This window comes from Amycolatopsis sp. NPDC041971, assembly GCF_055588925.1.
Genome location: NZ_JBVJCE010000002.1, coordinates 372,515 through 398,023 on the forward strand (window position 1 = coordinate 372,515; position 25,509 = coordinate 398,023).

Below are 25,509 nucleotides of genomic sequence, written 5' to 3' on the forward strand. Positions count from 1 at the left end.
GGGGGGTCGGGGGTGGGGTGGTGGGTGGGGGGGTTGGGGTGGGGGGTCGCCTTCCCCCCCCCCCCCCCCCCCCCCCCCCCCCCCCGACCCCTGGCGAAAACCGTACTTAACCGCATCAAATGGACATCCAGTGACCAGCTGGGTCCTTTGTGGACGCTGGACACTCAAGGCATCCTGTCATCCGCCCCTTTCGGAAGTCCAGTTCGAATCGCCAAGCACCACCGGCCAGCGGCTATGCGACTTTGCCGGGACCTGTCCCGGATCGAGACGGTGCCCACGCTCTCATCCCATCGGCTACGGCCACGTAGTACCGCGGGGTGCTTTCGGATGCCGTGACCACCGGCGGTTCCGTCCCACGCCACTAAGCTGTCAGGAATGCCACTCGTCCCGCCAGTCCGGATGGGTTCGGTAAACCGACGCGATCAGTTTCACTGATGCGTCGTCATGGCCACCGTGGATCTCACGGCGCAAGAAGTCGACTTTCTCGGCAAAGGGCACCGGGTGCCGGTCCTCCATCGCCTCCACTGGTCCACCGACGAGCAGGAGCCCGTCACCGTCGTCGGCGTACATGATCCGAAGCTGGCCTCGCCGCTCAGCTTCGTCCAGCTGCGGCAGCTCGCGCGCACGAAATCGCTCTTCGTCCTCCGCGAGCCGGGCCAGCACGAACGCGTCGAGTTTCGCGATCGGTGTGTCGTCGAGGTTCGTCATAGGTAGCGACTACCCGCTTGGCGGATGAAGCACACCACTCAGTGGAGTCGAGGGTAACCGATCCCGGTAGCGGTCGTGCCTGTGCCGAGGTGCGTCCATTCCGCGGGGTACCGGCTTACAGCTGTGACGCCATCCAGATCCCCATCCACAATAGGCATCCCAGCGCTCCACCGACTCGCGAAAGCGAGCAACACACCTATTGATAGGTAAGGTGTCTTGTCTTGTGCGGGTTGGTGGCCAAGGCGGCGCTGGGGTCGTGACAGTCCGATCGGTCTCCCGCCCAGTACACGCCTTTCTGGTCCGAGACGGGGCGTAGCCCAAGTACATGAAGGTCCCCTTCCTTGCGCCTAGGTACAGGAAGGGGGCCTTCATGTACTTATGGAGGGGTAGGGCAGAGGTGGCAGGTTGCGGAAGTCACTTCGCAACGTTGGGGGCAGGGTGCGGCAGCGAAGAGGGGCCTTCGCTACGCACGTGCCGGCTGAACCCATGGTCGAGATGCGTCGCGAAAGCCACTTTCGCGACGCCTGACGTCCCGAAAGTGGCTTTCGCGACACCATCGCCCCCCACGGTCGCGAGCGAAACCCCGGCGACCCGACACCTTTGCCTTACCCCTCATAAGTCGCCCTACAGGACGATCCGGCGCTCTTCGTCGACAAGCACGTGCGCTCGTATCGCGATCAGGACGAAGCCGGGCTTTGCAGGTGGCCGCGTGTGCTCAGTCGGATAGCGAGCGTGGCCAGGGCGAGCCCTGTCGTTGCCGGCACCATCTCCGGCGGTCACACCGAAGATGACGGCGCCCGCGCCGCTACAGCGTTGCTCGACGACCCGCCGACCGCCGTCACGGTCTTCAACGACAGGTCGGCACTGGGGGCGATCGATGTGCTGCGCCGTTCGGGTACCGGAGGACATCAGCGTGATCGGGTATGACGACAGCAACGTCGCCGCCTTCACCCACGTCAACCAGACCACCGTCGCACGAGACGCGACCACCCTCAGCGCACTGGCGGTGGCGCGCGCGATCGACCGCATCGGGGAGACCTCCGTTCAGCACCGCGAGATCGTCTTATCACCTTGCCTAGTGGTACGTGGCACGACAAGCCAGGTCAGCGGCTGAAGCCGCTCCGGGTTCGGCGGAGAACTGAACTTCTAGGTGCTCATCTGCTGGTGACGCGCCGGTACCGGTTGACCGACAAGGCCATGAACAACGCGATGAGTCCCAGCGCCCAGAGAGCCGTGTACAACGCGGCGTGCTGTGCGGGCCAGGCGTCGGGCTGGGGGAGAGTGGCCGGGGTGGGGTTGGCGAACAGGGATCTGGTCGCGTTGGCCAAGGAGGTGATGGGATTCCATTCCGCGATGGTCGCCAGCGGTTCGGGCATGGCCGCCACCGAGACGAAGCCGGAGGAGATGAAGGTGGCGGGGAAGAGCCAGATGAGACCGAGGCTTTGGGCGACTTCGACGCTGCGGGCGACCAGGCCGATGAAGGCACCGACCCAGGACATCGCGAAGGCGAACAGCAGGATCAGCAGGTAGGCCAGGACGGCGTCGAGGACGCTGCCGCGGATGCGCCAGCCGATGGCGAGTCCGCAGAGGCTGGTGACGAGCAGGCTGACGACGCTGGTGGTCAGGTCGGAGGTGGTCCGGCCGAGCATCACCGCGACGCGGGACATGGGCAGGGAGCGGAAGCGGTCGACGATGCCTTTTTGCAGGTCGTTGGCCAGGCCGATGGTGGTGAAGGAGGCGTTGAAGGTGACGGTCTGGGCGAAGATGCCGCCCATGATGAATTCGCGGTAGGCGTCGCCGCCGAGGCTGCCGCCGAAGACGTACCCGAGCAGCAGCACGAACATGATCGGTTGCAGGACGCTCGCGAAGATGGAGCCGGGTGTGCGCCGGATGGTGAGCAGGTTGCGCCACGCGAGAGAGCCGCTGTCGCGGGCGACCCGGGTCAGGACGGTCACGCGCCCACCTCGTCCCTGCCGAATTCGCCGGAGTTCGCAGGCCAGTCGGTGACCCGCGGCAGCACTGCGGTGTCGTCGGTCGTACGGCTGGTCAGGGCCAGGAAGACGTCGTCAAGCGTGGCGCGGCGCAGCCCGATGTCGAGTACCTGGATCCCTTCGCTGGTGAGCCGGGCGGCCACGGTGGCGAGTGCGTGCTGGCCGTTCTGCCGGGCGCCGACGGTGGTCTCCAGCCGTCGGGCGCGGCGGTCCAAGGCCGGCGTGGTGCCGCTGACGAAGGCGAGGACGCGATGTGCGGCGGCGAGGTCGGCGGCGTCCGCGGTGACCAGTTCGATCCGCTCCCCGCCGGTGGCGCTCTTGAGTTCGTCGCTGGTGCCCTCGGCGACGACCTTGCCGTCGGCGATGACCGCGATCCGGTCGGCCAGCTGGTCGGCTTCTTCGAGGTATTGCGTGGTGAGCAGGACGGTGGTGCCTTCCCGGACGAGGTCGCCCACGATGTCCCAGGTATCAAGGCGGCTCTGCGGGTCCAGGCCGGTCGTGGGCTCGTCGAGTACGACGACCGGGGGAGCGGCGACGAGCGCGCCTGCCAGGTCGAGCCGCCGCCGCATGCCGCCGGAGTAGGTCCCGGCGGGGCGGTCCGCGGCGTCGTCGAGGTGGAACCGGTTCAGCAGGTCCCGCGCGGTCGTGGCCGCCGCGCGCCGCCGCATTCCGTAGAGCTTCGCGACCAGGTAGAGGTTCTCGAAACCGGTGAGCTTGTCGTCGACGGCGGCGTACTGACCGGACACCCCGATCGACCGCCGGACCCGGTCCGGATCGCGGACGACGTCCGCCCCGGCGACGAGGACGCGGCCGCCGTCCGGCCGCAGCAGGGTGGTGATGATGCGGACGGCGGTGGTCTTGCCGGCGCCGTTGGGGCCCAGCAGGCCGAACACCGCGCCGGCCGGCATGTCCAGATCGACGCCGTCGAGTGCGGTCTTGGTGCCGAAGGATTTCCGGAGTCCCTCGAGCCGGATGGCGGGTTCCGCGGCCATCAGGGCTTCTCCTCGCGTAGCAGGCTTCGCGGCGTGATGTCGGTCCAATTCCGTTCGACGAAGTCGAGGCACGCCTCGCGGGCGTCGGGGCCGAAAGCCGTTGCCCAGCCGACTGGCACGTCGGCGAAGGCCGGCCACAGCGAGTGCTGGTTCTCGTGATTGGTCAGCACCAGGAATTGCTCGTCGTCGGAGTCGAAGGGGTTGGTCATCGGTCAGTTCCCTGTCTTGGCTCGTGGCTGGTCGGGATGGGGTTGCCGGTCGGTGAGACGCTCGGCGAGGATCGGCCCGATCCGGGCGAGTGCGTCCGGCTGCGTGAGCTGCGCGTGGGCGGCGTCGATGTCGTGGTTTTCGACGTCGCCGCTGAGGTAAGGCATCCAGTCGGCGAGGACCGGGCCGTGCGGGTCGCGATCGCGGGTGGCGGTGAAGAACAGCACTTCCGCCGCGACGGCGTGGGGGACGAAGTCGCCCATCAACCGGGCCTGGCTGACGAACGCGCCGATCATGCCGCCGAGGGCGGCCTCGGGCAGGCTGCCCATCGGGTTGCCGACTTCGCGATAGTGCTCGAGAACGCCGGCCCGATCGAGGGTCACTCCTGCGGGCACGGAATAGCCCTGGTTGTGCAGGAGCGCGGCGAACATCTCCGCCTCACTCCCCGTGTCCAGGCCGTCCCGCGGGGCTTGCGGGTAGGCGTCCAGCACGGTCAAGAGCCCGATCTTCTCGCCCGCGGCCTCCAGTCGCGCGACGACTTCGTGGGCGAGGTTGCCGCCGAAGGACCAGCCCAGGACGTAGTAGGGGCCGTGGGGCTGGATCGAGCGGATGTGCTCGACGTAGCCGGCGGCGATCTCCGAGATGCTCGCCGGGTCGTAGCCGGGTTCGGTGAGCTTGCGGGACTGCAGCCCGTACAACGGCTGGTCCGGGGCGAGGTATTTGAGCAGCCCGGAGTAGCTCCAGGACAGCCCGCTGGCCGGGTGCACGCAGAACAGTGGTGGTCGGCTCCCGGTGGTCCGCAGTGGCAGCAGCACGTCGAGGTCACTGCCTTCGGAGCCCACGTCCAGCCGGGCCGCGAGGCCCGCGACGGTCGGGTTCTCGAACAGCCGCCGGATCGGCAGGTCGATCCCGAAGGCCGTGCGGACCCTGGTGATCAGTCCGCTGGCCAGCAAGGAGTGCCCGCCGAGTTCGAAGAAGCTGTCGTCGATACCGACGCGCGGCAGGCCGAGCGTCTCGGCGAAGAGCTTGCAGAGCAGGTCTTCCCGCGGCGACCGCGGGCCGCGGGAACCGCCGACGGCGTCCACCGGTTCGGGCAGGGCCCGCTGGTCCAGCTTCCCGTTCGGGGTGAGCGGCAGCCGGTCGAGCGGGACGAACGCCGAAGGCACCATGTACTCCGGCACCTGCCCGGCCAGCACGGTGCGCAACCGGTCGGGGCTCGGTGCGGTGGTGGTGGGAACGATGTAGGCGATCAGCCGCTGGGTGGCCGGTTCGCCGCCCTTGACCACGACCGCCGCTTCGGCGACCGCCGGGTCCGTTTCCAGCAGCGCGGCGATCTCGCCGGGCTCGATCCGGAAACCGCGGAGTTTGACCTGGTCGTCGGCACGGCCGAGGAACTCCAGGGTCGCGTCGTCCTGCCAACGGGCGAGGTCGCCCGTGCGGTACATCCGATCGCCGATGCCACCGTAGGGATCGGCGACGAACCGTTCCGCGGTCAGCCGGGTCCGATTGAGATAACCACGGGCGACACCGGTACCGGACAGGTACAGCTCACCCGGTACGCCGGCGGGCACCGGCCGCAGCCGGGCATCGAGGACGTAGGCGCGGGTGTTGTGGACCGGCTTGCCGATCCCCGGCCGATCACGTTCGGCCATGGCCGCGACCACTGAGTCCACAGTGGACTCAGTGGGGCCGTAGAAGTTGTACGCGGTCAGGCCGGGTTCGGCGCGCAGCCGGGCCCACATCCCCTCGTCGACCGTTTCCCCGCCGAGGGCCACGACCGTCGGCCGGTGCCCGGACTCGAGCAGTCCGGCCGCCATCAACTGCCGCAGATAGGACGGCGTCGTCTCGATGGCGTCGATCCGTTCCTCGCGCAGGTATTCGACCAGGGCACCGGCGTCACGGCGGGTGTCGTCGTCGACGATGTGGAGTTCGTGACCGGCGATCATCCACAGCACCGGATCCCAGGACGCGTCGAAGGCGACGGCCGCGGTCAGCGCGACCCGCAGGCGCCGGTCACCGAGCCGTTTCGCGGCCGGCGCGAACACGGTCTCCTGGTGGTGGTGCAGCAGATTGGTCAAGGAGCGGTGTTCGACCACGACCCCCTTCGGCCGTCCGGTCGAGCCCGAGGTGTAGATGACGTAGGCCGGGTGGCGGGCGGAGAGCGGGCGAAGGCGCTCGGCGTCGGAGAGATTCCCGTCCCCGAACCCGGCCAGCGCCGCCCGTGTTGCAGGCGTGTCGAGGGCAACGTGTTCGCCGAAGCGCGGCAGACCGTCCACATCGGACCTGGTCAGCACCAGGGCGGGTGCGGAGTCGGTGAGCATGTACGCGATCCGGTCGGCCGGGTAGCTGAGGTCGATCGGCAGGTACGCGGCGCCGGACTTGAGTACGCCCAGCAAGGCGACCATGGTGCCGACCGAGCGCGGCACCGCGACGGCGACGGTGTGCCCGGCACCGATGCCGCGCTGCCGCAGTAACCGGGCGAGCCGGTTCGCCTCGGCGTTGAGCCCGGATGTCGTGAGTTCGCCGTCGGCCGCGACCACCGCGGTGGTCTCCCCACTGTGCCGTTCGAAGGCCGTGGTGATGGTTTCCGGCGGCAGCGCGCGGCGGGTGTCGTTCCACGTTTCGAGGACGGCTTCGACTTCGCCCGCGCTCAGCAGGTCCAGTTCCGCGACCGGGCGGGCCGGGTCGTCCAGTGCGGCTTCGAGGAGCTTGCACAGCCATCTGCCCAGCCGGTCCGCGGTCTCGCGGTCGAACAGGTCGGCGCTGTACTCGATCGTCCCCGAGAGCCCGGCGGGATTTCCCGCGGCGTCCCGCTTCTCGCCGAGTGACAGCGAGAGGTCGAACTTCGCCGCGGCGACCTCGTCGTACTCGGCGATCGACACCTCGAGACCGGGCAGCCCCAGCCGCGGTGGCGGCGTGTTCTGCAGGGTGAGCATCACCTGGAAGAGCGGATGGCGGTTGAGGGTGCGGGCCGGAGCCACTTCTTCGACGACGCGCTCGAACGGGACATCCTGGTGGTCGAACGCGGCGAGGTCCGCCGTCCGGACCCGGCGCACCAGCTCGGTGAATCCGGGAGCGCCCGACAAATCGGTCCGTAGCACCAAGGTGTTGACGAAGAAACCGACGAGATCTTCCAGCTGCTCGTCCGTCCGGCCCGCGACCGGGGTGCCGATCGGGACATCGGTTCCGCCGCCCAGCCTCGACAGCAGCGTCGCCAGTCCCGCGTGCAGCACCATGAACAGGCTCGCGCCGTGGTCGGCGGCGAAGGCGGCCAGCCTGGTGTGCAACGCGGCGGGCAGGTCGAGCCGGACGGTGCCGCCGGTATAGCTCGACCCGGCCGGACGAGGCCGATCGTGGGGCAGCGTCAATTCCTCCGGCAGGTCGGTCAGCGCGTCCCGCCAGTAAGCGAGTTGCCGACGCAACGGGCTTCCCTTGTCCTCTTCGGACCCGAGCAATTCTTGTTGCCACAGCGCGTAATCCGGATACTGGACCGGTAAGGCGGGCAGTTCCGCCGCCCTTCCCGCCAGCCGTGCGGTGTAGGCGGCGGCCAGATCCCGGGCCAGCGGAGTCGTCGACCAGCCGTCACTGGCGATGTGGTGCGCGACGAGTACGAGCAGGTGCTCGTCGTCCTCGACCGGGACCAGCGCCGCGCGGAACGGCAGGTCCGTATCGAGAGCGAACGGCATCGCGGCGTACGCGGCGATCGTTTCGGTGCTCCGAAGCACCGGCAGACCCGCGGGGATCTCCGCCATCGGCACGAGCCGCTGGTGCGGGACACCGTCGGCCACGGGGAAAACGGTACGCAGGCTCTCGTGCCGTTCGACGACGTCACGCAAGGCGGTCGCCAGCGCCGCCCGGTCGAGGACGCCGCGCAGCCGCAGCACCATCGGGATGTGATAGCCGGCGCCGGTGCCTTCGAAGCTGTCGAGGAACCACATCCGCCGCTGCGCGAACGACAGTGGGACACGGTCCGGACGTTCCCGGCGCCGGAGCCGGGAACGGGGAGCGGGGCCGGCGCCGATCCGGGTGGCGAGGGCCGCGGGCGTGGCGGCCTCGAACACGGTCCGGATGGCCAGCTCCGCGCCGAACCGGGAACGCAGCCGGCTGACGAGCCGGGTCACCAGCAGCGAATGCCCTCCCAGCGCGAAGAAGTCTTCGTCGGGGCCGACCTCGGTCACGCCGAGCACCTCGGCGAACACCTCGCATAAGCCGGCTTCCAGGTCGGTGCTGGGACGCCGCCCCACGACACCGGGAAGACCGTCGGGTTCGGAGAGTTTCGCCTTGTCGAGCTTCCCGTTGGGGGTCAACGGGAGCTCGGGCAGCGCGACGATCACCTGCGGGACGAGGTGATCGGGCAGGGCGTCCGCCGCTCGCCGTCGCAACTCGGCGACGTCGACGGCGCCGGGCGCCACATAGCCGACCAGGCGATCGACGCCCTCCGGAGTCCGGTGGACGACCACGGCGGCGGCCGAGACCCCGTCAGCGGCAGCGAGGACCGCTTCGATCTCGCCGGGCTCGACGCGGAAGCCGCGGATCTTGATCTGGTCGTCGGCGCGGCCGACGAATTCCAGTTCCCCGCCGCCGGTCCAGCGCACGCGGTCACCGGTGCGGTACATCCGGGCGCCGTCAGGCGAGAACGGATTGGCGACGAACCGTTCCGCGGTGAGCGCGGGGCGGCCGCGGTAACCGCGGGCCAGGCCGGGGCCGTCGAGATACAGTTCGCCGGTCACGCCAGCCGGCACCGGCCGAAGCGCGGCGTCGAGCACGTAGGTACCCACGTTGGCGATCCCGGTACCGATCACCGGGGCCTGCCGGTCGCCGATCCTGGCGACCACGGAGTCCACAGTGGACTCGGTCGGGCCGTAGAAGTTGAACGCCAGCACCTCGGGGTGGCCGGCGAGGTCTCGCCACAGTGCGGCGTCGATGGCCTCGCCGCCGAGGGCCAGCACCGTCGGCCGATGGGCGGCGGTCAGCAGCCCCATCGACAGCAACTGCCGGACGTAGGACGGCGTGGTCTCCATCGCGTCGATCCGCTCCCTGCCGACGTAACCCAGGAGGGCCTCCGGATCGCGGCGTGTGTCGTCGTCGAGCAGGTGCAGTTCGTGCCCGTCGATCAGCCACAGGATGGGGTCCCAGGAAGCGTCGAAGGACACCCCGGTGGTGTGCGCGACCCGCAGGACGTCGCGCCCCGCCGTCGCGGCGGCGGGGCCGAACACCTCGGTGCGGTGGTGCTCCAGCAGATTGATCAGGCCGCGGTGCTCGACCTCGACGCCCTTGGGACGGCCGGTGGAGCCCGAGGTGTAGAGCAGGTAGGCGGGATCCTCCGGCGCGGGCGCGATCGGTGGCCGCTTCTCTCCGTCCAGCGCGTCCGGATCGTCGAGCAGCACCGTGGACGTCGCACCGGGAAGCCGGGCCGCCGTGTCCGAGGTGCTGACCAGGAGGACGGGCCGGGCGTCGTCGAGCAGATAGGCGATCCGGCCGGCCGGGTACTCGATGTCGACCGGGAGATAGACGGCGCCGGAGCGCAGGACGGCCAGCAGAGCCACGACGGTGTCGGCCGAGCGGGGGAGGGCGACGGCGACGACTCGGCCGGGCCGGGCGCCGCGGGCGGCGAGCACCTCGGCGAGCCGGGTGGCGCGTTCGTCGAGTTCGGCGAACGTCAGCCGCAGTCCCGCGGCGATCACCGCGATCCGATCCGGATGCCGCGTGGCGGTGGCGTCGAGCAGATCAGGCAGTGTGGTGGCGGGGAACGGCCGCCGCCGGCCGGCGGATCGGGTCAGCAGCCGGGCCTGTTCGTCCGCGGTGAGCACCGACGTGGTGTGCAACGGGGCGTCCGGCTGGGTCAGAGCGTGCTCCAGGAAGGTCACCAGCCCCCGGGCCACCCGCTCGGCGGTTTCCCGATCGAACAAGTCGGTGCTGTATTCGAGGTCACCGCTGATCCCCGACGGGGTGCCGTCGGCGTCGCGGTTCTCGGCGAGGGTGAGAGACAGGTCGAATTTCGCGGTCGTGGTGGTGGCCGCCTGGCCTGTTTCGATCCGGAGATCGCCCAGTTCGGCCACCGGGGCCGGGTTGTTCTGGAGCGTGAGCAGGACCTGGAACAGCGGGTTCCGGCCGGGGACCCGTTCGGGAGCCAGCTGCTCCACGATGCGTTCGAAGGGCAGGTCCTGGTGTTCGAAAGCGGCCAGGTCGGTGTCGCGAACCCGGTGGATCAGCTCGGTGAACGTGGGGTCGCCGGTGAGGTCGGTCCGCAGCACGAGAGTGTTGACGAAGAACCCGATCAGGTCTTCGAGGGCGGATTCGGTGCGGCCCGCGACAGGGGTGCCGATGGCGATGTCGTCGCCGGCGCCGAATTTCGCCAGCGTGGCGGCGAAACCGGCGTGCAGGACCATGAACACGCTCGCGCCGTGCCGGGCGGCATTGTCGGCGAGCGCCTGGTGCACGTGCCGAGGCAGGCTGACCGGCACTGCCGCGCCGGCACCGGACGGCGTGACCGGACGCGGCCGATCGGCGGGCAGGGACAGCTCGGAGGGCAGCTCGTCCAGCGTGGCGGTCCAGTGAACCAGCTGGTTGTTCGCGCGGCTTCCCGGATCCTTCACGTCACCCAGGAGTTTCCGCTGCCAACGGGCGTAGTCGGCGTACTGCACGTCCAGCGGCGGCAGCCCGGCTCCTTCGCCCGCCGTCCTTCGCTGGTAGGCGACGGCGAGGTCGCGAGCCAGTGGCAGGAAGGACCAGCCGTCGCCGGCGATGTGGTGCACCACCAGCAGCAGTACGTGCTCAGTGACCGATAGGCGCAGCAAGGTCGTCCGCAGCGGCGCTTCGATCGCGAGGTCGAAGCCCCGGACAGCTTCTTCGGCGAGCCGTTCGCCGAGCCGCCCCGCCGGGACGTCGTCGATGTCCAAAGCGATTCCGGCCGCTTCAGTGGGCAGGATGCGCTGGTACGGCTCACCGTCATGCTCGGCGAAGATCGTCCGCAGGCTCTCGTGCCGCGTGACCACGTCGGTCAGTGCGAGCTGGAGTGCGCCGGTGTCGAGAGTGCCGGAAAGCCGGAGAACGGCGGGCATGAGGTAGTCGATCGCGTCCGGGTTCAGCCGGTTGAGGAACCAGAGCCGTTGCTGGGCGAAGGAAAGAGGTTCCCGCTCGGCACGGGGGCCCGCTGCCAGGACGGGACGATGCCCGGCCTTTCGGGAGCGCAGTCGTTCGGCGAGGCGTGCCGGGGTGCCCGCTTCGAACAGATCGCGGATGGTCGCTTCGACGTCGAGTTCGGTGCGGATCCGGCCGACCGCGCGGGTGGCGAGCAGCGAGTGCCCGCCGAGGTCGAAGAAGTCGTCGTCGACACCGACCTCGGCGACGTCGAGACTCGCGGCGAAGATCGCGCAGAGCTGTATCTCGACGGTGGTGGCCGGTGCGCGGCTCGACGTCGCCATCGACGGCTCCGGCAGCTGTGCCTTGTCGAGCTTTCCGTTCGGTGTCAACGGAAGGAACGGGACCGTGACGACGGCCTGCGGAACGAGGTGGCTCGGCAGCGAGTCACTCAACCGGGATCGTAACTTCGCGGGATCGGTGTCCGAGACGACGTAAGCGATCAGCCGGGCAGCGTCGCCGGAACCATGGACCACCACGGCCGCTTCGGTGACGTCGGCGTAGGCGATGAGTGTTCCTTCGACTTCGCCGGGTTCGATCCGGAAACCGCGGATCTTGACCTGGTCGTCGATGCGGCCGAGGAACTCCAGCGCGCCCTGGTGAGACCAGCGCACGAGGTCACCGGTGCGGTACAACCGTTCGCCCGGCCCGTCGAAGGGGTTGGCGACGAAGCGCCCGGCGGTCAGGCCAGGTTGTCCGTGGTAACCGCGGGCGAGCCCGGCCCCGGCGAGGTACAGCTCACCGGGCACGCCGGGGGCCGCGGGCCGCAGAGCCGAATCGAGAACGTAGGCCCGCACATTGTCCACCGGGGTGCCGAGCACCGGTTCCGGATGGGACTGAACCGCCGCCAGCACACTGTCCACAGTGGATTCCGTTGGACCGTAGAGGTTGACGGCCAGCAGCCGGGTTCCTTCGGACAGTTCCGCCCACAGCGCCGGGCTGACCGCTTCTCCGCCCAGCGCGACCAGTTTCGGATGACGGCCGGAGTCCGTCAGCAAACCGCAAGTGAGCAGCTGCCGCACATAGGACGGCGTCGTCTCGATGGAGTCGATGGCTTCGTCGGCCAGATAACGGACGCACGCTTCGGGGTCACGGCGAACGGAATCGGGCACCATCCACAGTTCGTGACCGTCGAGCAGCCAGAGCACCGGATCCCAGGCGGCGTCGAAAGCCACTCCGGACAGATGCGCCACCCGCAGCACGTCCTTACCCGCTGCGGTGCGGCCTGCCGGGAACAGGTTCCGGCGGTGGCTCGCGAACAGGTTGCCCAGCGCCCGGTGTTCGACGGCGACACCCTTGGGCCTGCCGGTCGACCCGGACGTGTGGATCAGGTAAGCGAGATCGGCAGGCTGAGGACCGTGCGGGTCGGTGCCGGTTTCGGTGGCCAGGTCGAGCCGGTCGAGGGCGAGGTCGGTGTGGGGGAGTAGGGATTCGGTCTCGCTGTGGGCGAGGACGAGCGCCGGATCCGTGTCCGCCAGCAACGCGGCGAGCCGCTCGGGCGGGTAGGTCACGTCCAAGGGCAGATAGACACCGCCTGCCCTGGCGACCGCCAGCAACGCGACAATCGTGTCCGCGGAGCGGGGTAGTGCCACCGCGACGATCCGGCCGTCCCCGGCTCCGCGGTGCGCGAGGACGCGAGCGAGCCGTTCGACCTGGGCGTTCAGTTCGGCGAAGGTGTAGGTGGTCCGGCCGTCGCTCACGGCGACTCGCTCGGGGGACCGCGCCACCTGCCGGGCGAACAACTCGGGCAGTGTCGTCTGCTCCACGTCGACCGAGGTGGCGTTCCAGCGGTTCAGGACGAGGTCGCGTTGGTCCTCGTCGAGCAGATCGATCTGCCCGATCGGCATCGAGGGGGCAGCGATGGCCGCTCGCAGTAGCCGGAGGAACCGCTCGTGGTGGCCGGCGAGGGTTTCGCGGTCATACCGGCGGGGATTCGCGTCGAAGTCGACCCGGATGCCGTGCTCCGGCGAGATGCCCTGGAGCACGATCGACAGGTCGTCGACCGGCCCGATCGCGAGGTTGTGCAGCGCGGCGCCGTGCGAACCGAACTCGATCCGCGGGTCGAACGGGAGAATGTTGACCGTCGGGCCGTGCAGCCGCCGGTCTCGGGACAGCCCGAGGTCCTGGCGCAGGCTTTCGGCGCGGTGACGCTGATGTTTGAGGGCGTTCCGTACCTCGCGTGAGGTTTGCCTGACCAGCTCCGACATCGTGGTCGACGACGTCACCCGGAGACGTAACGGCACCACGTTGGACACCATCGCCGGGGTCGTGCGCAGCAACGGCGTACGCCTCGCGGTGACCGGCAGGCCCAGCACCACGTCCCGATCACCCGTGCTCCGGTGGAGGAACGCGGCGGCGGCCGCGATGACGAACGGTGCCCAGTCGGTACGGGACTCGCGGGCGGCGGCGCGCAAGTTCTCCGCCTCGCTGACGTCCAGTCGCCCGCTGTGCTGGAGGAACACTGTGTCCATCGGGGCGGCCGAACCGCTGAGCACGGTGGCCTCGGGCCGGTCGGCGAACCGTTCCCGCCAGTAGCGGGCGTCCTCGACGCTTCGCTCGGAGGTCGAATAGGCGTTGTCCTCGGCCAGAAGCTCTTCGAGAGATCCGAAACCGGCTGGTTCGAGCGTTTCGCCCCGTTGTCGCGCGCGGTAGCCCGCGGCCACCCGGGTGAGCACGAGCGCCGCCCCGTAACCGTCCACCAGGAGGTGGTGAACCCGCTGGTGCAGGAAGTACCGTGCGGAATCAAGCCGCAGCAACGTCGCGGCGAAGAGGCGGTCGCCGAACACCTCGGGTGGTGTCGCGAGGTCCGTGCGAAGCCATTCGCGCGCGGCCGCCTCGGAATCGGCCTCGCTGCTCAGATCGACGACGGGCAGCGACCATTCGCCCAACGGCGCGACGAACTGCCGCGGCTCTCCGTCCGTTTCGGTGAATCTGAGCCGCAATGCCTCGGTTTCCCGCAGCACATGGCGGATGACGTCGGTCAATGCCGAGTGGTCGACCGGGCCGTCGATGTCGAGGTATTGCGCGATGGTGAACATCGGGTTACCCGGTGCCAGCCGCTGAGCGAACCAGATTCCCCGCTGGGCGGCGGACAATTCGAGAACGTTGTCGCGCGTGACGACCACGGATCCCCACTTCCCAAGCCGTGTGAGTGTCATTCTGAGTGCACGAGGAATTCGTGACCACCCGACCGGGTGGACTGGTTCGGGTGACATGACACACCATCGGGTGACCCGAAGATGACCTTGGTGTACAGAGTGTCGCTTTGTCCCTTTCGCAAAGGAAAAGCCGTGTCCTGCCACTGAGGGCTGGACACGGCCTTGGAGTCGCTGCCGGACGCCATCGCGCCGATCGATCAGAAGATGCTGATGTTTCCGACCGAGATGATCAGGTTGACGATCGATTGCATGAAATTCATGAGAACTCCGTTCACGGGGCGAAGGTGACGGTTTCTTGGGACCCGTCGCTGGTTATCGTTGTCTACGTGAGTTCGAGTGTGGACAGGTCACCGTCTTGCTCGAAGTGAGATGGTTCACGTATCGGCGTGGCTCGTTCCCCATGGCCGGGTGCCGAGAGCAAGCTGATCGGAAGGGATTCGACGCGGACAAGCGTCATCGCGTCGTGGACGAGCCCGCCGGGATGGCTCCTTGCCTCACACGGTTCGTGTTGATTTCGAGGTCACCAGCCGGTCAGACGACGAGGCCGTACCAGTGCGGCCGGGACCGGTTCCGCGGAGCGCGCGTCGACCGCCCGGTCTGATGCGCACCGCCGTCATCGTTCTGCTGGGGGCAGGCTTGCTCGCCGCGTGCGGAGAACCGGCGCCGCCGGCCACGCCCGCGCCACCACCGGCGGGTACTGCGGCCACCTCGAACCAAGCGCCAAAGCAACACCTCCTGGAGCTTGAGGTGACCGGCACGGCCACCCTTTCCCTCACCTTCACCCTCGACGGGAAGGCCGGCGAGGAGAACGCCGTCACCCTGCCCTGGCGCAAGACGGTCACGGTCCCCTATGGCACCGGTCGCCACGAATTCGAGTTGACCATGCGGCACAGCGGCGGAACCTTGGTCGCGACAGCCACCGTCGACGGCACGCTGCTGACGCAGTCCGGGGGCAGCAGCTCACCCGGCAGCACCAACACCGCCAACCTCTCCGGCGGTTTCACGGACTGACCGGCGACCGGCCTGGGCGTCGATCATCTGCTTGTCCAAGGGGCGGACGACGAACCGCGCTCGGTCCGTCGTCTCACGGTTTGTGAGCAACAGAGGAACGATCTCCGCGAGAGGCAGCGCCGGTACTGGGGTGAAGAGTGGATGCCGACCAGGTGCGCCGGCGGGGTCGTGAGCCGCACCTGTCTGCCGATCGGAACAATCCGGCCTCCGCTGATGTCGAGGCCCTCATCGGCGCGCTTAGTGGCCGGCCAGATCCATCATCACAAGCAGCAGCCCGAAGAACAACTGGAGTGCGGCGATGCAGACGCCTGCGATGACAAGACCGTCCAGCCGATACTGACGGTCCGTCAGCATCGATATCGCTCCGGCGGCCAAGGCCAGCACCGAAGCCACCTCGCCGTAGGGGAGCAGCCAGCCGAGCACGCTGAGTACGAGACAGACAGGACCGAGTAAGCCTTTGACCCCGGGGCGGTCGCCTGCTGACAGTCGTCGAGTCACAATGCCCGGGATCCCTTCAGCTGTTCGGCGGATACGCTACCTCGAACTCGGTTCGGCCGGTGGCGGGTCACTCTGAGATCGCCCTTGGCCGTCGCCGACGTCATGCAATGAGGCCGTGGTGCGATGTCCGCGGTTCATGAGGGCGTGGGCAACGGCAGCACCATGACGATCAGCTGATCGCCTTCGCCGAACGTCGTCGTCACCACGAGCGCCGGCTCGGTCGTTACCACCTAATGGAAGTCTACGCGCCGGCTGGAACCCCTGGTCTCCTGGCCAGCCCAGACCGACGATCCGACAACTGGGGCGGGCGTAGGCCGAGATCGCTTACGACGTCCCCGGAGTGGGTGCGCGTCGCGTTCGAGCATGACCGCTACGTTTCGAGGACGTTGGCGGAGGCGCCCGAGCGCTGCTGCGAGGACGACGGTGGTGGCAAGGACGACAACGGCGAAGCAGCAGAGCACCCACACCACGCCGCGACGAGCGCGTCCGCCGTCAGGTCCGGGCGCCGATGCCTGCTGCTGCCCCTTGTGCAGAGACGGGTTGAGTTCTGGGTCAGCGTCGTCGCGCCGCTTCGACTTCTGTCCACAAGGGCTTCGTCGTGGTCGCCGTCGTCTGTCGCCGGGGTGAGGTTTTCCGCCGTCGTTTCGCGGAGCATCTTTGTCGGCCGCGCGGTTTCTCGCACGCCAAGTCTGCTCCGTGTGCCGAGTGCGGTGTATCGAGAATGTATTTCCACTGAACCGGCTCGCGGGATTGTCGGAAGGTCCAGTCAGGCGAGGAGGAAATGACGACAGCAGATCGTTGCGCGGATTTTCCTTCGTGTTCATCTAGCGAGGAGCGACCGTGAAGAAATCGGCAGTGGGAAAAACCGCGCTCTATTCCCTTTCCGGTGGGGTTCTGACGGTGGCGTTCGGGTTGCTGGGTGCCGGAAGTGCGGACGCCAAGCCGCCGGCGGAGACCGCGCGAGACCGGGCCGAGAAGGTCGAGGCCGCCGACATGGCCAGGGAGAGGGCCGAGAAGACGGCCAAGCAGGAGAAGAAGACCGCCGATCGGGACCGGGCCGAGAAGGTCGAGGCCGCTGACATGGCCAGGGAGCGGGCGGAGAAGAAGGCCAAGGCCGACAAGAAGAAGGCTGACAGTGATCGGGCCAAGCAAGGCAACGGTAACGGCACGGATGACAAGAAGAAGGCCGACCGGGACCGGGCTGAAAAGGTCGAAGCCGCCGACATGGCCAACGAGAGGGCCGAGAAGAAGGCCAAGGACGATAAGAAGAAGGCTGATCGGGATCGTGCTGAGCAGGTCGAAGCTGCGGACCGTAAAAAAGAAAAGGCCGAGGACAACGCCACGGAAGTGAAGAAGAAGGCCGACCGAGCCCGCGCGGAGCAGGCCGAGACCGATGATCTGAAACGTGAGGGGGCGAAGGAGGACAAGAAGCGGGCCGATCGGGATCGGGCGGAGCGGGTTGAGGCTGCTGATCTGGGCCGGGAAAGGGCGGAGCGGGAGGCCAAGAAAGCCAAGAAGAAGGCTGACCGGGACCGGGCGGAGCGGGTTGAGGCTGCTGATCTGGGCCGGGAGAGAGCGGAGAAGGAGGCCAAGAAAGCCAAGAAGAAGGCTGACCGGGACCTCATGGAGAAGATCGAGGCGATCGACCTGCGGGCGCAGCGAGGGGAGGGTGACCCCGTTGCTGAGAAAAAACGGGCTCAGCGGGATCGGGCGGAGCAGGTTGAGGCGGTCGATCTGGGGCAGCAGCGAGCCGAGGATGGTGCGAAGGCGGAGAAGAAGCGAGCCGGTCGCGATCGGGCGGAGCAGGTTGAGGCAGTCGATCTGGGTCAGCAGCGAGCTGAGGATGTGGTCACGGCCGGCAAGAAGCAAGCCGACCGCGACTGGGCCGAAGCGGTGGAAGCCGCCGATCGCACGTGGGAGAAGAACGGGGGCAGGGAACTCGATCGGCTCATCGACGCGCGTCGGCCGCGTCCTCTCGCGGCGCCCACGCCGCGAGAGGAGCCCCATGCCGTGGTAGGAGCGATCGAAGACGCCGGTGAAGTGTTCGCGGACGGGTCCAAGCGAGGCTGGGAGGACTTCATCCATCCGGTGAAAGCCGCCATCGCCGCCACGGGGGCCGTCGCCGAGACGCCGGGCGCGATTGTCGAGCAGGAGGCCCGACGTCAGCGGGCGAACGGCGGAATAGTCGACTCCGACGTGCAGGCGAAGGCGAACACCCTCGGCACTATCGGCAAGGGGGCCGGCGTGCTCGGGGGACTGGCGGGCGCCGGCTACGACGTGTTGCACGACAAGAAGGAACCGGTGAAGGCGACGGTTTCCTCGGTCGCCGGGACCGTCGTCGGAGGCGCCGCCGGCGGCGCGGCGGCGGCAGCGGTGCTGACGTCGGCGACCATGGGAGCGACACTGGGTTCGGCCGTCGGTCCGGTGGGCATCGTTGGAGGCATGGTCGTCGGTGCGGCGGTGGGCGCGATCACCAGCGGCATGGTCGAAGCGGCATGGGACCACTTCACCGAAGCGAAACCGGAATAGGTACGGGATGGCCCGATACCGGCGGCCGGTACGGGGCCGTGTCCTTGCACCGGCTGTGGGAACGAGGGCGTGGATGTTGTGATGAGCATCGGGTGCGCTGGTCAGCGTGATCGCACGTGTTGACCTGGCGCGGGGTCGCCGGCGGGATGTCGGGCGCTCCCCGGGGCACGGGCGGGTATGTATGGTCCCGAACGAGGCGCGAGCCACCGGGTCCATGCCTGCCACCAGGACTCCTGTTGTGGCACCGAGTCGGCCCACCACTCCGAGGGGTCGTCCGGTAGAGGAGTCGGTCCTGTCCGATAGGCGGCTTTGGGGCGTGGCGGGCTGATGATGCTGCCCACGTGTCCAGAAGGCACCAAGTGGAACGCGACGTCACCGCCGAGCAGCCGGGCGCCGCGCCACACCGTCTGCCAAGGGACGATGTGGTCCCGGACACCGGCGACCACGAAAGCGTCCTGAGTGGCTGCGGCGAGGTCGACCGGCCGGCCCGCGAGCCTCAGCCGGCCGCGGGCCAGTGTGTTGTCGATCGACAACCGCAGCGTCTGCTCGAAGAGGACGCGGGGCACGGCCACCCCGTCCTCGCTCCACGCCCAGATGTCGAAGGGCTCCGGCCGGTCCCCCATCAGCCAGCCCGAGATCGACGGTTGCCACAGCGTGTCCCGCGAGCGCAGCAGGTCGAACAGCAGGCTGATGCGGCCGGCGTCGACCAGGCCCTCGCGGTTGGCCAGGACACGGGTCAGCAGCTTGATCTCCAGGTCCGACCACCGGTTCACGCCGTCCTCAGGCGAAAGGTGATCGAGGGCGGACACCAGCAGCGTCAGCGACGCCGCACCCGGCTCACCGGCCGCACCGAGCCAGGCGGCGAGGGACGCCGCGAGCATCCCGCCCGCGCACACCCCGGTCAAGTGGACTTCCGAGGAGCCGGCGATCTCCCGCACCACATCCAGCGCGCGTAGCGAAACCCGCTGAAAATACTCGTCCAACCCCGTTTGTTCGTGGTGGGGCAGGGGGTTTCGCTGGCTGATGGCGAACACCGTGAACCCTTCCCGGACCGCCCATTCGACGAGGCTCCGGCCCGGGGCCAGATCGAAGATATAGAACTTGTTCACCCACGCGGGGATGAACAGGAGGGGAACCCGGCGCACCTCGGTGGTCTGCGGCTCGTACTGAAGCACTTCCATCAAGTCGTCGCGGTACACGACCCGGCCGGGTGTGGTGGCCAGGTTCGTGCCCAGGCGGTAGGCACCGGTGGGCATCTTGGCCGGACGGCCCTTGCGGTGCACCACGTCGTCGAGGAGGTTGCTCGTGCCGCGGACCAGGCTCGCGCCGCGGGTGGTCACGGCTCGGCGGAGCGCTGCGGGGTTGCCGATGAAGGTGTTCGCGGGCGCCGACGCCTCGGCGACGAGTTCCGCCAGGAGCCGTGCCTGCGGCCGGCGCCACGCCGGGACGAACGGGACCTCGCCGCTCGCCAGCACCAGCCGGCGCCACACCAGGTATCCCCGGAGCAGGATCCGGTAACCGGGGGAGTTCCAGGCGGTGTCGCGAAACCGTTCGTCACCGGGATCCGGCCCGGCCTCGACCGCCTTCAGCATTTCGCGATACCACCGCCGTGCTCTGGCCTTCGGTGGTGACACCGAAGGTTTGGACCCGTCCTGGGTGTGCTGCTCGGGGTCATGCGCTTCCACTGGTCGTGCTCCTCACCGGACCGGCGGTCGACCGAACCTCGCTGTGGTGGTGGCGGATGCCCGGCTCTGGAGGGCGGTGGCGGGGTCACGAGCCTTGGCATTCACTTCTCCGCAAGACCGTAGAACCGCGTGGTGCGCGTCGGCAGGCACGTTGGCGGGGTCGCGGCTTCGCCGGGAGCCACAGAGGTGTGAAAGGCGCAGCGAGGTGGCTCGCCGTGGGGCTCGTGCCCCGAACACGACGCCGTGTGCGCCGACAGAGCGCTGTCTCACGTGGGCGAGAGGGCGACGTGCCGAAACCCGTCGCGGCCCACGTTCCGCCGCTTCGCTGCCACAGGGCCGAACGCGCGGGATCCAGGACGGCAAGTTGTCCGGATAGGGCGGTGGCGAACGAGTGCGCGCCACGTGGCGATGGGCCCACCACGCGAGACGGCCGCGACGGGCGACGCACGTCGCGTCACCGCATACGGTCGGTGGCACGGACCGCAGATCCGGGATCCGTATTCCGGAAGTGACATCGGCCTGGAGGATTTCCCATGCACGGCAGCATGCCCGCCGAGCCGCTCACCATCGTACGTATCGCGAGGTACGGCCCAACAGTCCGGTACGGGCAAGGCCGACCGGACGTGGGCGACAGGAGAGGGTGACGGCGGGGAGCGCATACGACGAGCGGGCGTCGGCGGGTACGACGATGCGGGTCAACCGCGGCACTCCGTCCGGGTGAGCGCGAGGTCGACGATCGCCACCGCCCATTCCCGGTCGTCGCCGAGATCGGAGCGCTCCTCCAGCGTCCGTCGCAGGCATTCCCACACCCCCGCCTCGGTCCAAGCGAGGAAGCGACGGTGCGCCGTCGCGGGGGACACGCGAAACGTGTGCGGTAACCGGCGCCAGGCGCAGCCGCTCACGAGCACGAACACGATCGCCGTGAAGACGTCCCTGCCTTCCAGCGGGGTGGTGCCGCCACCTTGCGGCCGTGGGCCGAATTCCGGTACCAGCGGCCCGATCACCGCCCACAACCGGTCGGGCACCAAGCGCCGGGACAGCTCCTCTCCCATGCCGGAAAGCATGGGCAGCGGAAAAGGTTGCCACAAGGCGCAATTGGGGCACGCACGCTCGACCACCGCGCCCCGGTGCGCGGTCCGCACGAACCGGGCGCACCGCGTCCCGGCGGAACACCGGTACGACGCCGGATTCCCACGCCCAGAGAGGAAAGCAGATGACAATCAGGCCACCGGAAACGAGCGCCACGGTGATCGACCAGATCCTGGACCGCTTGTGCGCCTTGGGAGTACGGCACCTGTTCGGTATGCCCGGGGACTACAACCTGAAGGTACTCGATCGCGTGGTCGCCCACCCGCGGATGAAGTGGGTCGGGACGACGAACGAGCTGGGAGCCGCCTACGCCGCCGACGGTTACGGACGGGTCAACGGCTTCGGCGCGCTGTTGACCACCTTCGGTGTGGGCGAGCTGAACGCGATCAACGGCGTGGCGGGCAGCTACGCCGAGCGCGTCCCGGTGCTCCACATCGTGATCGGGCCGACCACGGACACCGAGAGGGCGGACAGCGCGGTCCACCACACGATGGGGGACGGTGATTTCGACCGGTTCGCCCGAGCGCACCGGCAGGTGGTGTGCGCGGACGCGGTGTTGCGCGCCGAGGACGCCCTGTTCGAGGTCGACCGCGTGGTGACCGCCTGCCTGCGGGAGAGCCGGCCGGGGTATCTGCGCGTACCGCGCGACGTCGCCCTCGGTCCCGCGCCGCCGCTTCCGCCGCTGAATCGGCCGGACCTGAAAGTCGCGCATCCGGGCAGCCTGGACAACTTCCGCGCGGCCGCCCGGGCGCGGCTCGCCGAGTCGGACGACGTCGCGGTCTTGGCGGACTTCCTGGTGGACCGGTTCGACGCCCGCGCGGAGCTGTCCGAGCTGCTGGCGGCCGGGCCGCTCCCGCACGCGACGTTGATGGCGGGCAAGACGGTGGTGGACGAACAGGCCCCCGGTTTCCTCGGACTGTACGCCGGTGCCATGAGCGAGGCGGACGTTCGCGCCACCATCGACCGCGCGGACCCGCTGATCATGGCGGGGGTGCTGCTCACCGATCACGCCACCGGCAAGTTCACGCACGAATTCGATCCCGAGAAGGCCATCGAACTCGGACCGGCGACCGCGCGGGTGAACGGCGTCGAGTTCCCCGGCGTGCCGCTGGCCGCCGCCCTGACGGTACTGACGGCGCTGATCAAGGAGCGCCCGCCGGCCCGCGCGTCCGTCACGGGGCCGCGACGGCAGGTTTCTTCGACGGCGAACCCGCCGGTGGGGAATCTCCCGACGGTGGTGAAGAAGTCCGCCACGGCCCTCTTCCGGACGTTGTGCGGACGCTGGACGCCGCTGACCCAGTCCTACCTCTGGAAAGCCGTGGGCGAGGCCGTGCGGCCCGAGCACACCGTCTACGCCGACAGCGGGACGGCGCTCATCGGTGTGGTGGAGCAGCGGTTTCCCGACGGCGCCCGCTTTGTTTCCCAGCCGCTGTGGTCATCCATCGGGTTCACCGTCCCCGCGCTGCTCGGCGCGCAACTCGCCGATCCGGCCCGGCGCGGACTGCTGCTCATCGGCGATGGCGCGGCTCAGCTCACCGCACCGGAGCTGGGCGTGCTCGGCCGTCACCGGGTCAATCCCGTCGTGGTCCTGGTGAACAACGACGGCTACACGGTCGAGCGGATCACCCACGGGGCGAGCGCCGTCTACAACGAGGTGGTCCGCTGGCACTGGTCCGACGTCCCGGCCGCGCTCGGCGTACCGAACCCGCTTGTGCTGTCCGCCCGCACCCCCGCCGAGCTGGACAGGGCGCTCGCCCGGGCCGCCGCCACCACGGACCGGCTCGTCCTCATCGAGGCGTCCCTGCGGAAGGTCGACGTGCCACCGGCGTTCCACCGCATGACCGCCAACCGGCCCGACAAGGCCAAGTGGGTACCGTGAGCGACGCCGCGTGCGAGCCGGTCCGGCGCCGTCCCATCGCCGGACCGGCTCGCGCACCGGGCAGGTCAGTTCGCCTCGGGCGCGGCGGCGAACTCGCGTGCTTCCTCCGGGTGGCCCAGCGCCCCCAGCCGGCCGCTGAAGTCGACGAGGTCGACGGCGCATTGCGCGGAGTGCACTCCTTTGAGCACCTCGACCGCCTGTTTGGCGGTGCGACAGGCATGTTCGACGTCCCCCATCTGTAACTGCGCCGTGGCCAGGAGCATCAGCCTGAGCGCACGGCGCCGTGACCAGCCGGGGGGACATCCTTGAACGGCTTCGCGAGACCAGCGCACGACGGTCGCGAGCTGGTCGAGGTCCCGGGCGCACCGGGCAAGCTCCTCGGCCAGGTAGGCCTGATCGACGTGCGCGACCCAGGCCGGTTCCCGGCCCCGGCCGCCGCGCTCCAGCGCTGTGATCGCCCTGCCCGCGGCTCTCTTGCAGGCTTTCGCGTCGCTCAACATGGCGTGGCCGCGGGCCTCGGCGACATGGCAGACCGCTTCCACCTCGGGGGTGGCCCCGCCTCGCGTCCCTTCCTGTGCGACCCGGGCGAGTTGGACGGCTTCGTGGGGACTGCCGAGCGCGAGTGCCATCCGGCTCATGCCCGAGGCCAGCAGATACGCGCCCATGCTCCGGTCGTCCGCGGCCTGGGCGAGGCGCAGGGCCTGGATGTAGTAGCGCTGTGCGAGGCCTGGCTGACCGGTGTCGACCGCCATGTACCCGGCCAGTTCGGTGAGGCGGGCGGCGGTGCCGAGCAGTTGCCGCCCGGCCGAATCGCGGTGGGAGTCCACGAGCGGCCGGGCGACGACGCTGTCGAGGTAGTGGACGACGACGGGCCGGATGCCGGCGCTGCCATAGCGGTGGTCGAGATCGGCGAACGCGGCGGTCGTCGCGCGCACCGCCTCGACGTCGTCCGCGGCAGGCCCGTCGTCGGTGGCGACGTCGTCCGGGACACCGATCAGCCAGTCACGACTGGGCTGCACGAGCACGGAGGCCGGCAGCACCTCGCCCGTCAGCGGGCCACTGCGCTGAGCGTCGCTGTGCCACAGGGCGCGCACGTGGTGAAGTGCGTCTGTCAGGACGGGCTCGAACCGCAGCCCCGCGGCGGGTGCCGTGCTGGTGTCCGGCGTCATGCCGATCTCGTCCACGGTGACCGGGCGGCCCAGCTTGTCCCCGAGCGCCTCGGCGATGACCGCGGGCGCCGGGCCGCGCGGTTGCTGTCCCCGTAACCAGCGGGCCACCGATGTCTTGTCGTAGCGCAGATCCAGCCCCCGCCCGGCGCCGCACAGGTTGACCCGGCGGGCGAGGCCGGTGTTGGAGCACCCCGCCTCCTCCATCACGGCTCGCAGTCGCTCGTTCGCCTTCCGACTCGCTGGCGGTCGGCTACTCATGACCTTTGTCTCCTTCGTGTCCTGGAAGAGTGAAACCGTGAGTTCGGTGTCGGTGGCGGTTGCGTCGCCGGTCAGGCGGAGTTCCCGGTGTGCCGGTCGGCGATGGCAGGGCAGACAGGGGTCGCGCGACGCGGGTGAGCACGCCGGGCAGGTCGCGTCCGCTGGGGCACGACGCAGAGCCGGCGGAAAGACCCGTGTCCGCCTACGACATCTGCTTGTCGCGGAAAAGATTCCGATTCTGGTCGAGCGGGGTGGCCGACGCCTCGCACCGCGTTCCACAAGGCGCCGGGGTGACATCGGTGATCCACAGCTCGGCGAACCACGGGTGGCGAGCCGCTTCCGGCACGATGATCGCCTTGCGCCGCAATGGTTGTGCGGTCTTGTGTCGCTGGTTCCGGCCTCACTCACGCCATCACGTCGCAGTGCCGGCGCCACGGCCATCATCCTCTTCCCTGCCCGCACAGCAGCCCCTTCAGGAAGCCACCCGGAAGGTGCGTCGCCGGACGGTCGCGGCGAAATCAGACGGTCCGATGGCGTCGGGGGGCTTCGGCGTCGAATCCGGATTGCCGTCCGGGAGACGGCCGGGGCGGATTTCTTTCTCGGCTACGTTACGAAGGTCGTAGGAGAAAGTCTTCACGCATCCGAACAACGCAATCGGACGTCGCGAATCCGCATGATCGAGGTGCCTACTCGGCGAATCCGGCTTCGCCACTGCGAAAACCAGGAGAACCGCCAGGAAATGAAATTGAGAGCGATGTCACATTTGTCATCGCATATCGCGCCAAGGGTGGGGCCGGACGCCGCACTGCCCGCGAGGCCTGCTCTGGCGCTGTTTTCACCCCTGTAAGCGTAGGTTGTAGGCATGGAAAGTGATGCTAGGCGCAGCTTCGAGCCGCTTAGATAAGCCGTTGGAGTGAAAGTCTCCAGTTGTCTCTAAACGTGCGGAAAACAACCCATTCGGACTCATATTCGGCGCGGCCCCGGCTTATGGCGACCGCGATCGCCGCGCATAGGCAAGAATCCCGCACCGGTCGACGGCTGCGGTGACCGATTGATTCTGTGTGAACGGCGCGCGGCCACGCGGTATCCGCGCCCTCGAGCGCCTCAAGTGCGCCTGCCCGCGCCGCGCGGTGCGTATTACGGTCTGAACGTCGGCTTTCCCGGGTTGTCGCAGGAGAGCCCGTACAGGTGTCGA

15 protein-coding genes are annotated in these 25,509 nt (G+C 68.9%); 5 read left to right on the top strand and 10 right to left on the bottom strand.

Annotation, left to right across the window (positions count from 1 at the left end):
• Nucleotides 1-369: 369 nt before the first annotated feature.
• Nucleotides 370-708: a hypothetical protein gene (locus tag ACZ6DT_RS06835; RefSeq protein ID WP_465589779.1), complete on the bottom strand. Its 339-nt coding sequence runs from the start codon at nucleotides 706-708 to the stop codon at nucleotides 370-372.
• A 711-nt stretch (nucleotides 709-1,419) separates the two neighbouring features.
• Between ACZ6DT_RS06835 and ACZ6DT_RS06840 the strand changes: the two genes are divergently transcribed.
• A complete protein-coding gene (locus ACZ6DT_RS06840; RefSeq protein ID WP_465589782.1) occupies nucleotides 1,420-1,635 on the top strand; it encodes a hypothetical protein in 216 nt (71 codons plus the stop codon).
• Complete coding sequence (locus tag ACZ6DT_RS06845) at nucleotides 1,622-1,822, top strand: substrate-binding domain-containing protein (RefSeq protein ID WP_465589785.1); 201 nt, start codon at nucleotides 1,622-1,624, stop codon at nucleotides 1,820-1,822. Before ACZ6DT_RS06840 ends, ACZ6DT_RS06845 begins: the two co-directional genes overlap by 14 nt.
• A gap of 40 nt (nucleotides 1,823-1,862) precedes the next feature.
• Here ACZ6DT_RS06845 and ACZ6DT_RS06850 read toward each other — a convergent pair whose 3' ends face one another.
• Genes ACZ6DT_RS06850 through ACZ6DT_RS06865 form a run of 4 tightly spaced genes read right to left on the bottom strand, consistent with a single transcriptional unit; the run spans nucleotide 1,863 to nucleotide 14,163 of the window.
• A complete protein-coding gene (locus ACZ6DT_RS06850) occupies nucleotides 1,863-2,663 on the bottom strand; it encodes an ABC transporter permease (protein WP_465589788.1) in 801 nt (266 codons plus the stop codon).
• Nucleotides 2,660-3,691 (bottom strand): ATP-binding cassette domain-containing protein, encoded by a 1,032-nt coding sequence (locus ACZ6DT_RS06855; RefSeq protein WP_465589791.1) that lies wholly within the window; start codon nucleotides 3,689-3,691, stop codon nucleotides 2,660-2,662. The genes ACZ6DT_RS06850 and ACZ6DT_RS06855 overlap by 4 nt, the downstream gene beginning before the upstream one ends.
• Nucleotides 3,691-3,900 (bottom strand): MbtH family protein, encoded by a 210-nt coding sequence (locus ACZ6DT_RS06860; protein WP_465589794.1) that lies wholly within the window; start codon nucleotides 3,898-3,900, stop codon nucleotides 3,691-3,693. The genes ACZ6DT_RS06855 and ACZ6DT_RS06860 overlap by 1 nt, the downstream gene beginning before the upstream one ends.
• A 3-nt stretch (nucleotides 3,901-3,903) precedes the next feature.
• Nucleotides 3,904-14,163, bottom strand: a complete 10,260-nt coding sequence (locus ACZ6DT_RS06865) for an amino acid adenylation domain-containing protein (protein WP_465589797.1) — start codon at nucleotides 14,161-14,163, stop codon at nucleotides 3,904-3,906.
• Nucleotides 14,164-14,943: 780 nt separating this feature from the next.
• Here ACZ6DT_RS06865 and ACZ6DT_RS06870 point away from each other — a divergent pair.
• Complete coding sequence (locus tag ACZ6DT_RS06870; RefSeq protein ID WP_465589800.1) at nucleotides 14,944-15,207, top strand: hypothetical protein; 264 nt, start codon at nucleotides 14,944-14,946, stop codon at nucleotides 15,205-15,207.
• A gap of 237 nt (nucleotides 15,208-15,444) precedes the next feature.
• Here ACZ6DT_RS06870 and ACZ6DT_RS06875 read toward each other — a convergent pair whose 3' ends face one another.
• Nucleotides 15,445-15,630, bottom strand: a complete 186-nt coding sequence (locus ACZ6DT_RS06875) for a hypothetical protein (protein WP_465589803.1) — start codon at nucleotides 15,628-15,630, stop codon at nucleotides 15,445-15,447.
• A 915-nt stretch (nucleotides 15,631-16,545) separates the two neighbouring features.
• Here ACZ6DT_RS06875 and ACZ6DT_RS06880 point away from each other — a divergent pair.
• A complete protein-coding gene (locus tag ACZ6DT_RS06880; RefSeq protein WP_465589805.1) occupies nucleotides 16,546-18,234 on the top strand; it encodes a hypothetical protein in 1,689 nt (562 codons plus the stop codon).
• A gap of 101 nt (nucleotides 18,235-18,335) precedes the next feature.
• On the opposite strand, the gene ACZ6DT_RS06885 is transcribed toward ACZ6DT_RS06880, so the two are convergent.
• Nucleotides 18,336-19,919, bottom strand: coding sequence for a PHA/PHB synthase family protein (locus tag ACZ6DT_RS06885; RefSeq protein ID WP_465589807.1), 1,584 nt, complete (start codon nucleotides 19,917-19,919; stop codon nucleotides 18,336-18,338).
• Between the two features lie 695 nt (nucleotides 19,920-20,614).
• Nucleotides 20,615-20,971, bottom strand: a complete 357-nt coding sequence (locus ACZ6DT_RS06890) for a transposase (protein ID WP_465589810.1) — start codon at nucleotides 20,969-20,971, stop codon at nucleotides 20,615-20,617.
• A gap of 161 nt (nucleotides 20,972-21,132) precedes the next feature.
• Here ACZ6DT_RS06890 and ACZ6DT_RS06895 point away from each other — a divergent pair, with 161 nt between their 5' ends.
• Complete coding sequence (locus ACZ6DT_RS06895; protein ID WP_465589813.1) at nucleotides 21,133-22,887, top strand: alpha-keto acid decarboxylase family protein; 1,755 nt, start codon at nucleotides 21,133-21,135, stop codon at nucleotides 22,885-22,887.
• A 65-nt stretch (nucleotides 22,888-22,952) separates the two neighbouring features.
• Here ACZ6DT_RS06895 and ACZ6DT_RS06900 read toward each other — a convergent pair whose 3' ends face one another.
• Both ACZ6DT_RS06900 and ACZ6DT_RS06905 read right to left on the bottom strand, forming a co-directional pair.
• Nucleotides 22,953-24,314: a hypothetical protein gene (locus ACZ6DT_RS06900; protein WP_465589816.1), complete on the bottom strand. Its 1,362-nt coding sequence runs from the start codon at nucleotides 24,312-24,314 to the stop codon at nucleotides 22,953-22,955.
• Nucleotides 24,315-24,516: 202 nt separating this feature from the next.
• Nucleotides 24,517-24,660, bottom strand: coding sequence for a hypothetical protein (locus ACZ6DT_RS06905; protein WP_465589819.1), 144 nt, complete (start codon nucleotides 24,658-24,660; stop codon nucleotides 24,517-24,519).
• Nucleotides 24,661-25,509 lie beyond the last annotated feature (849 nt).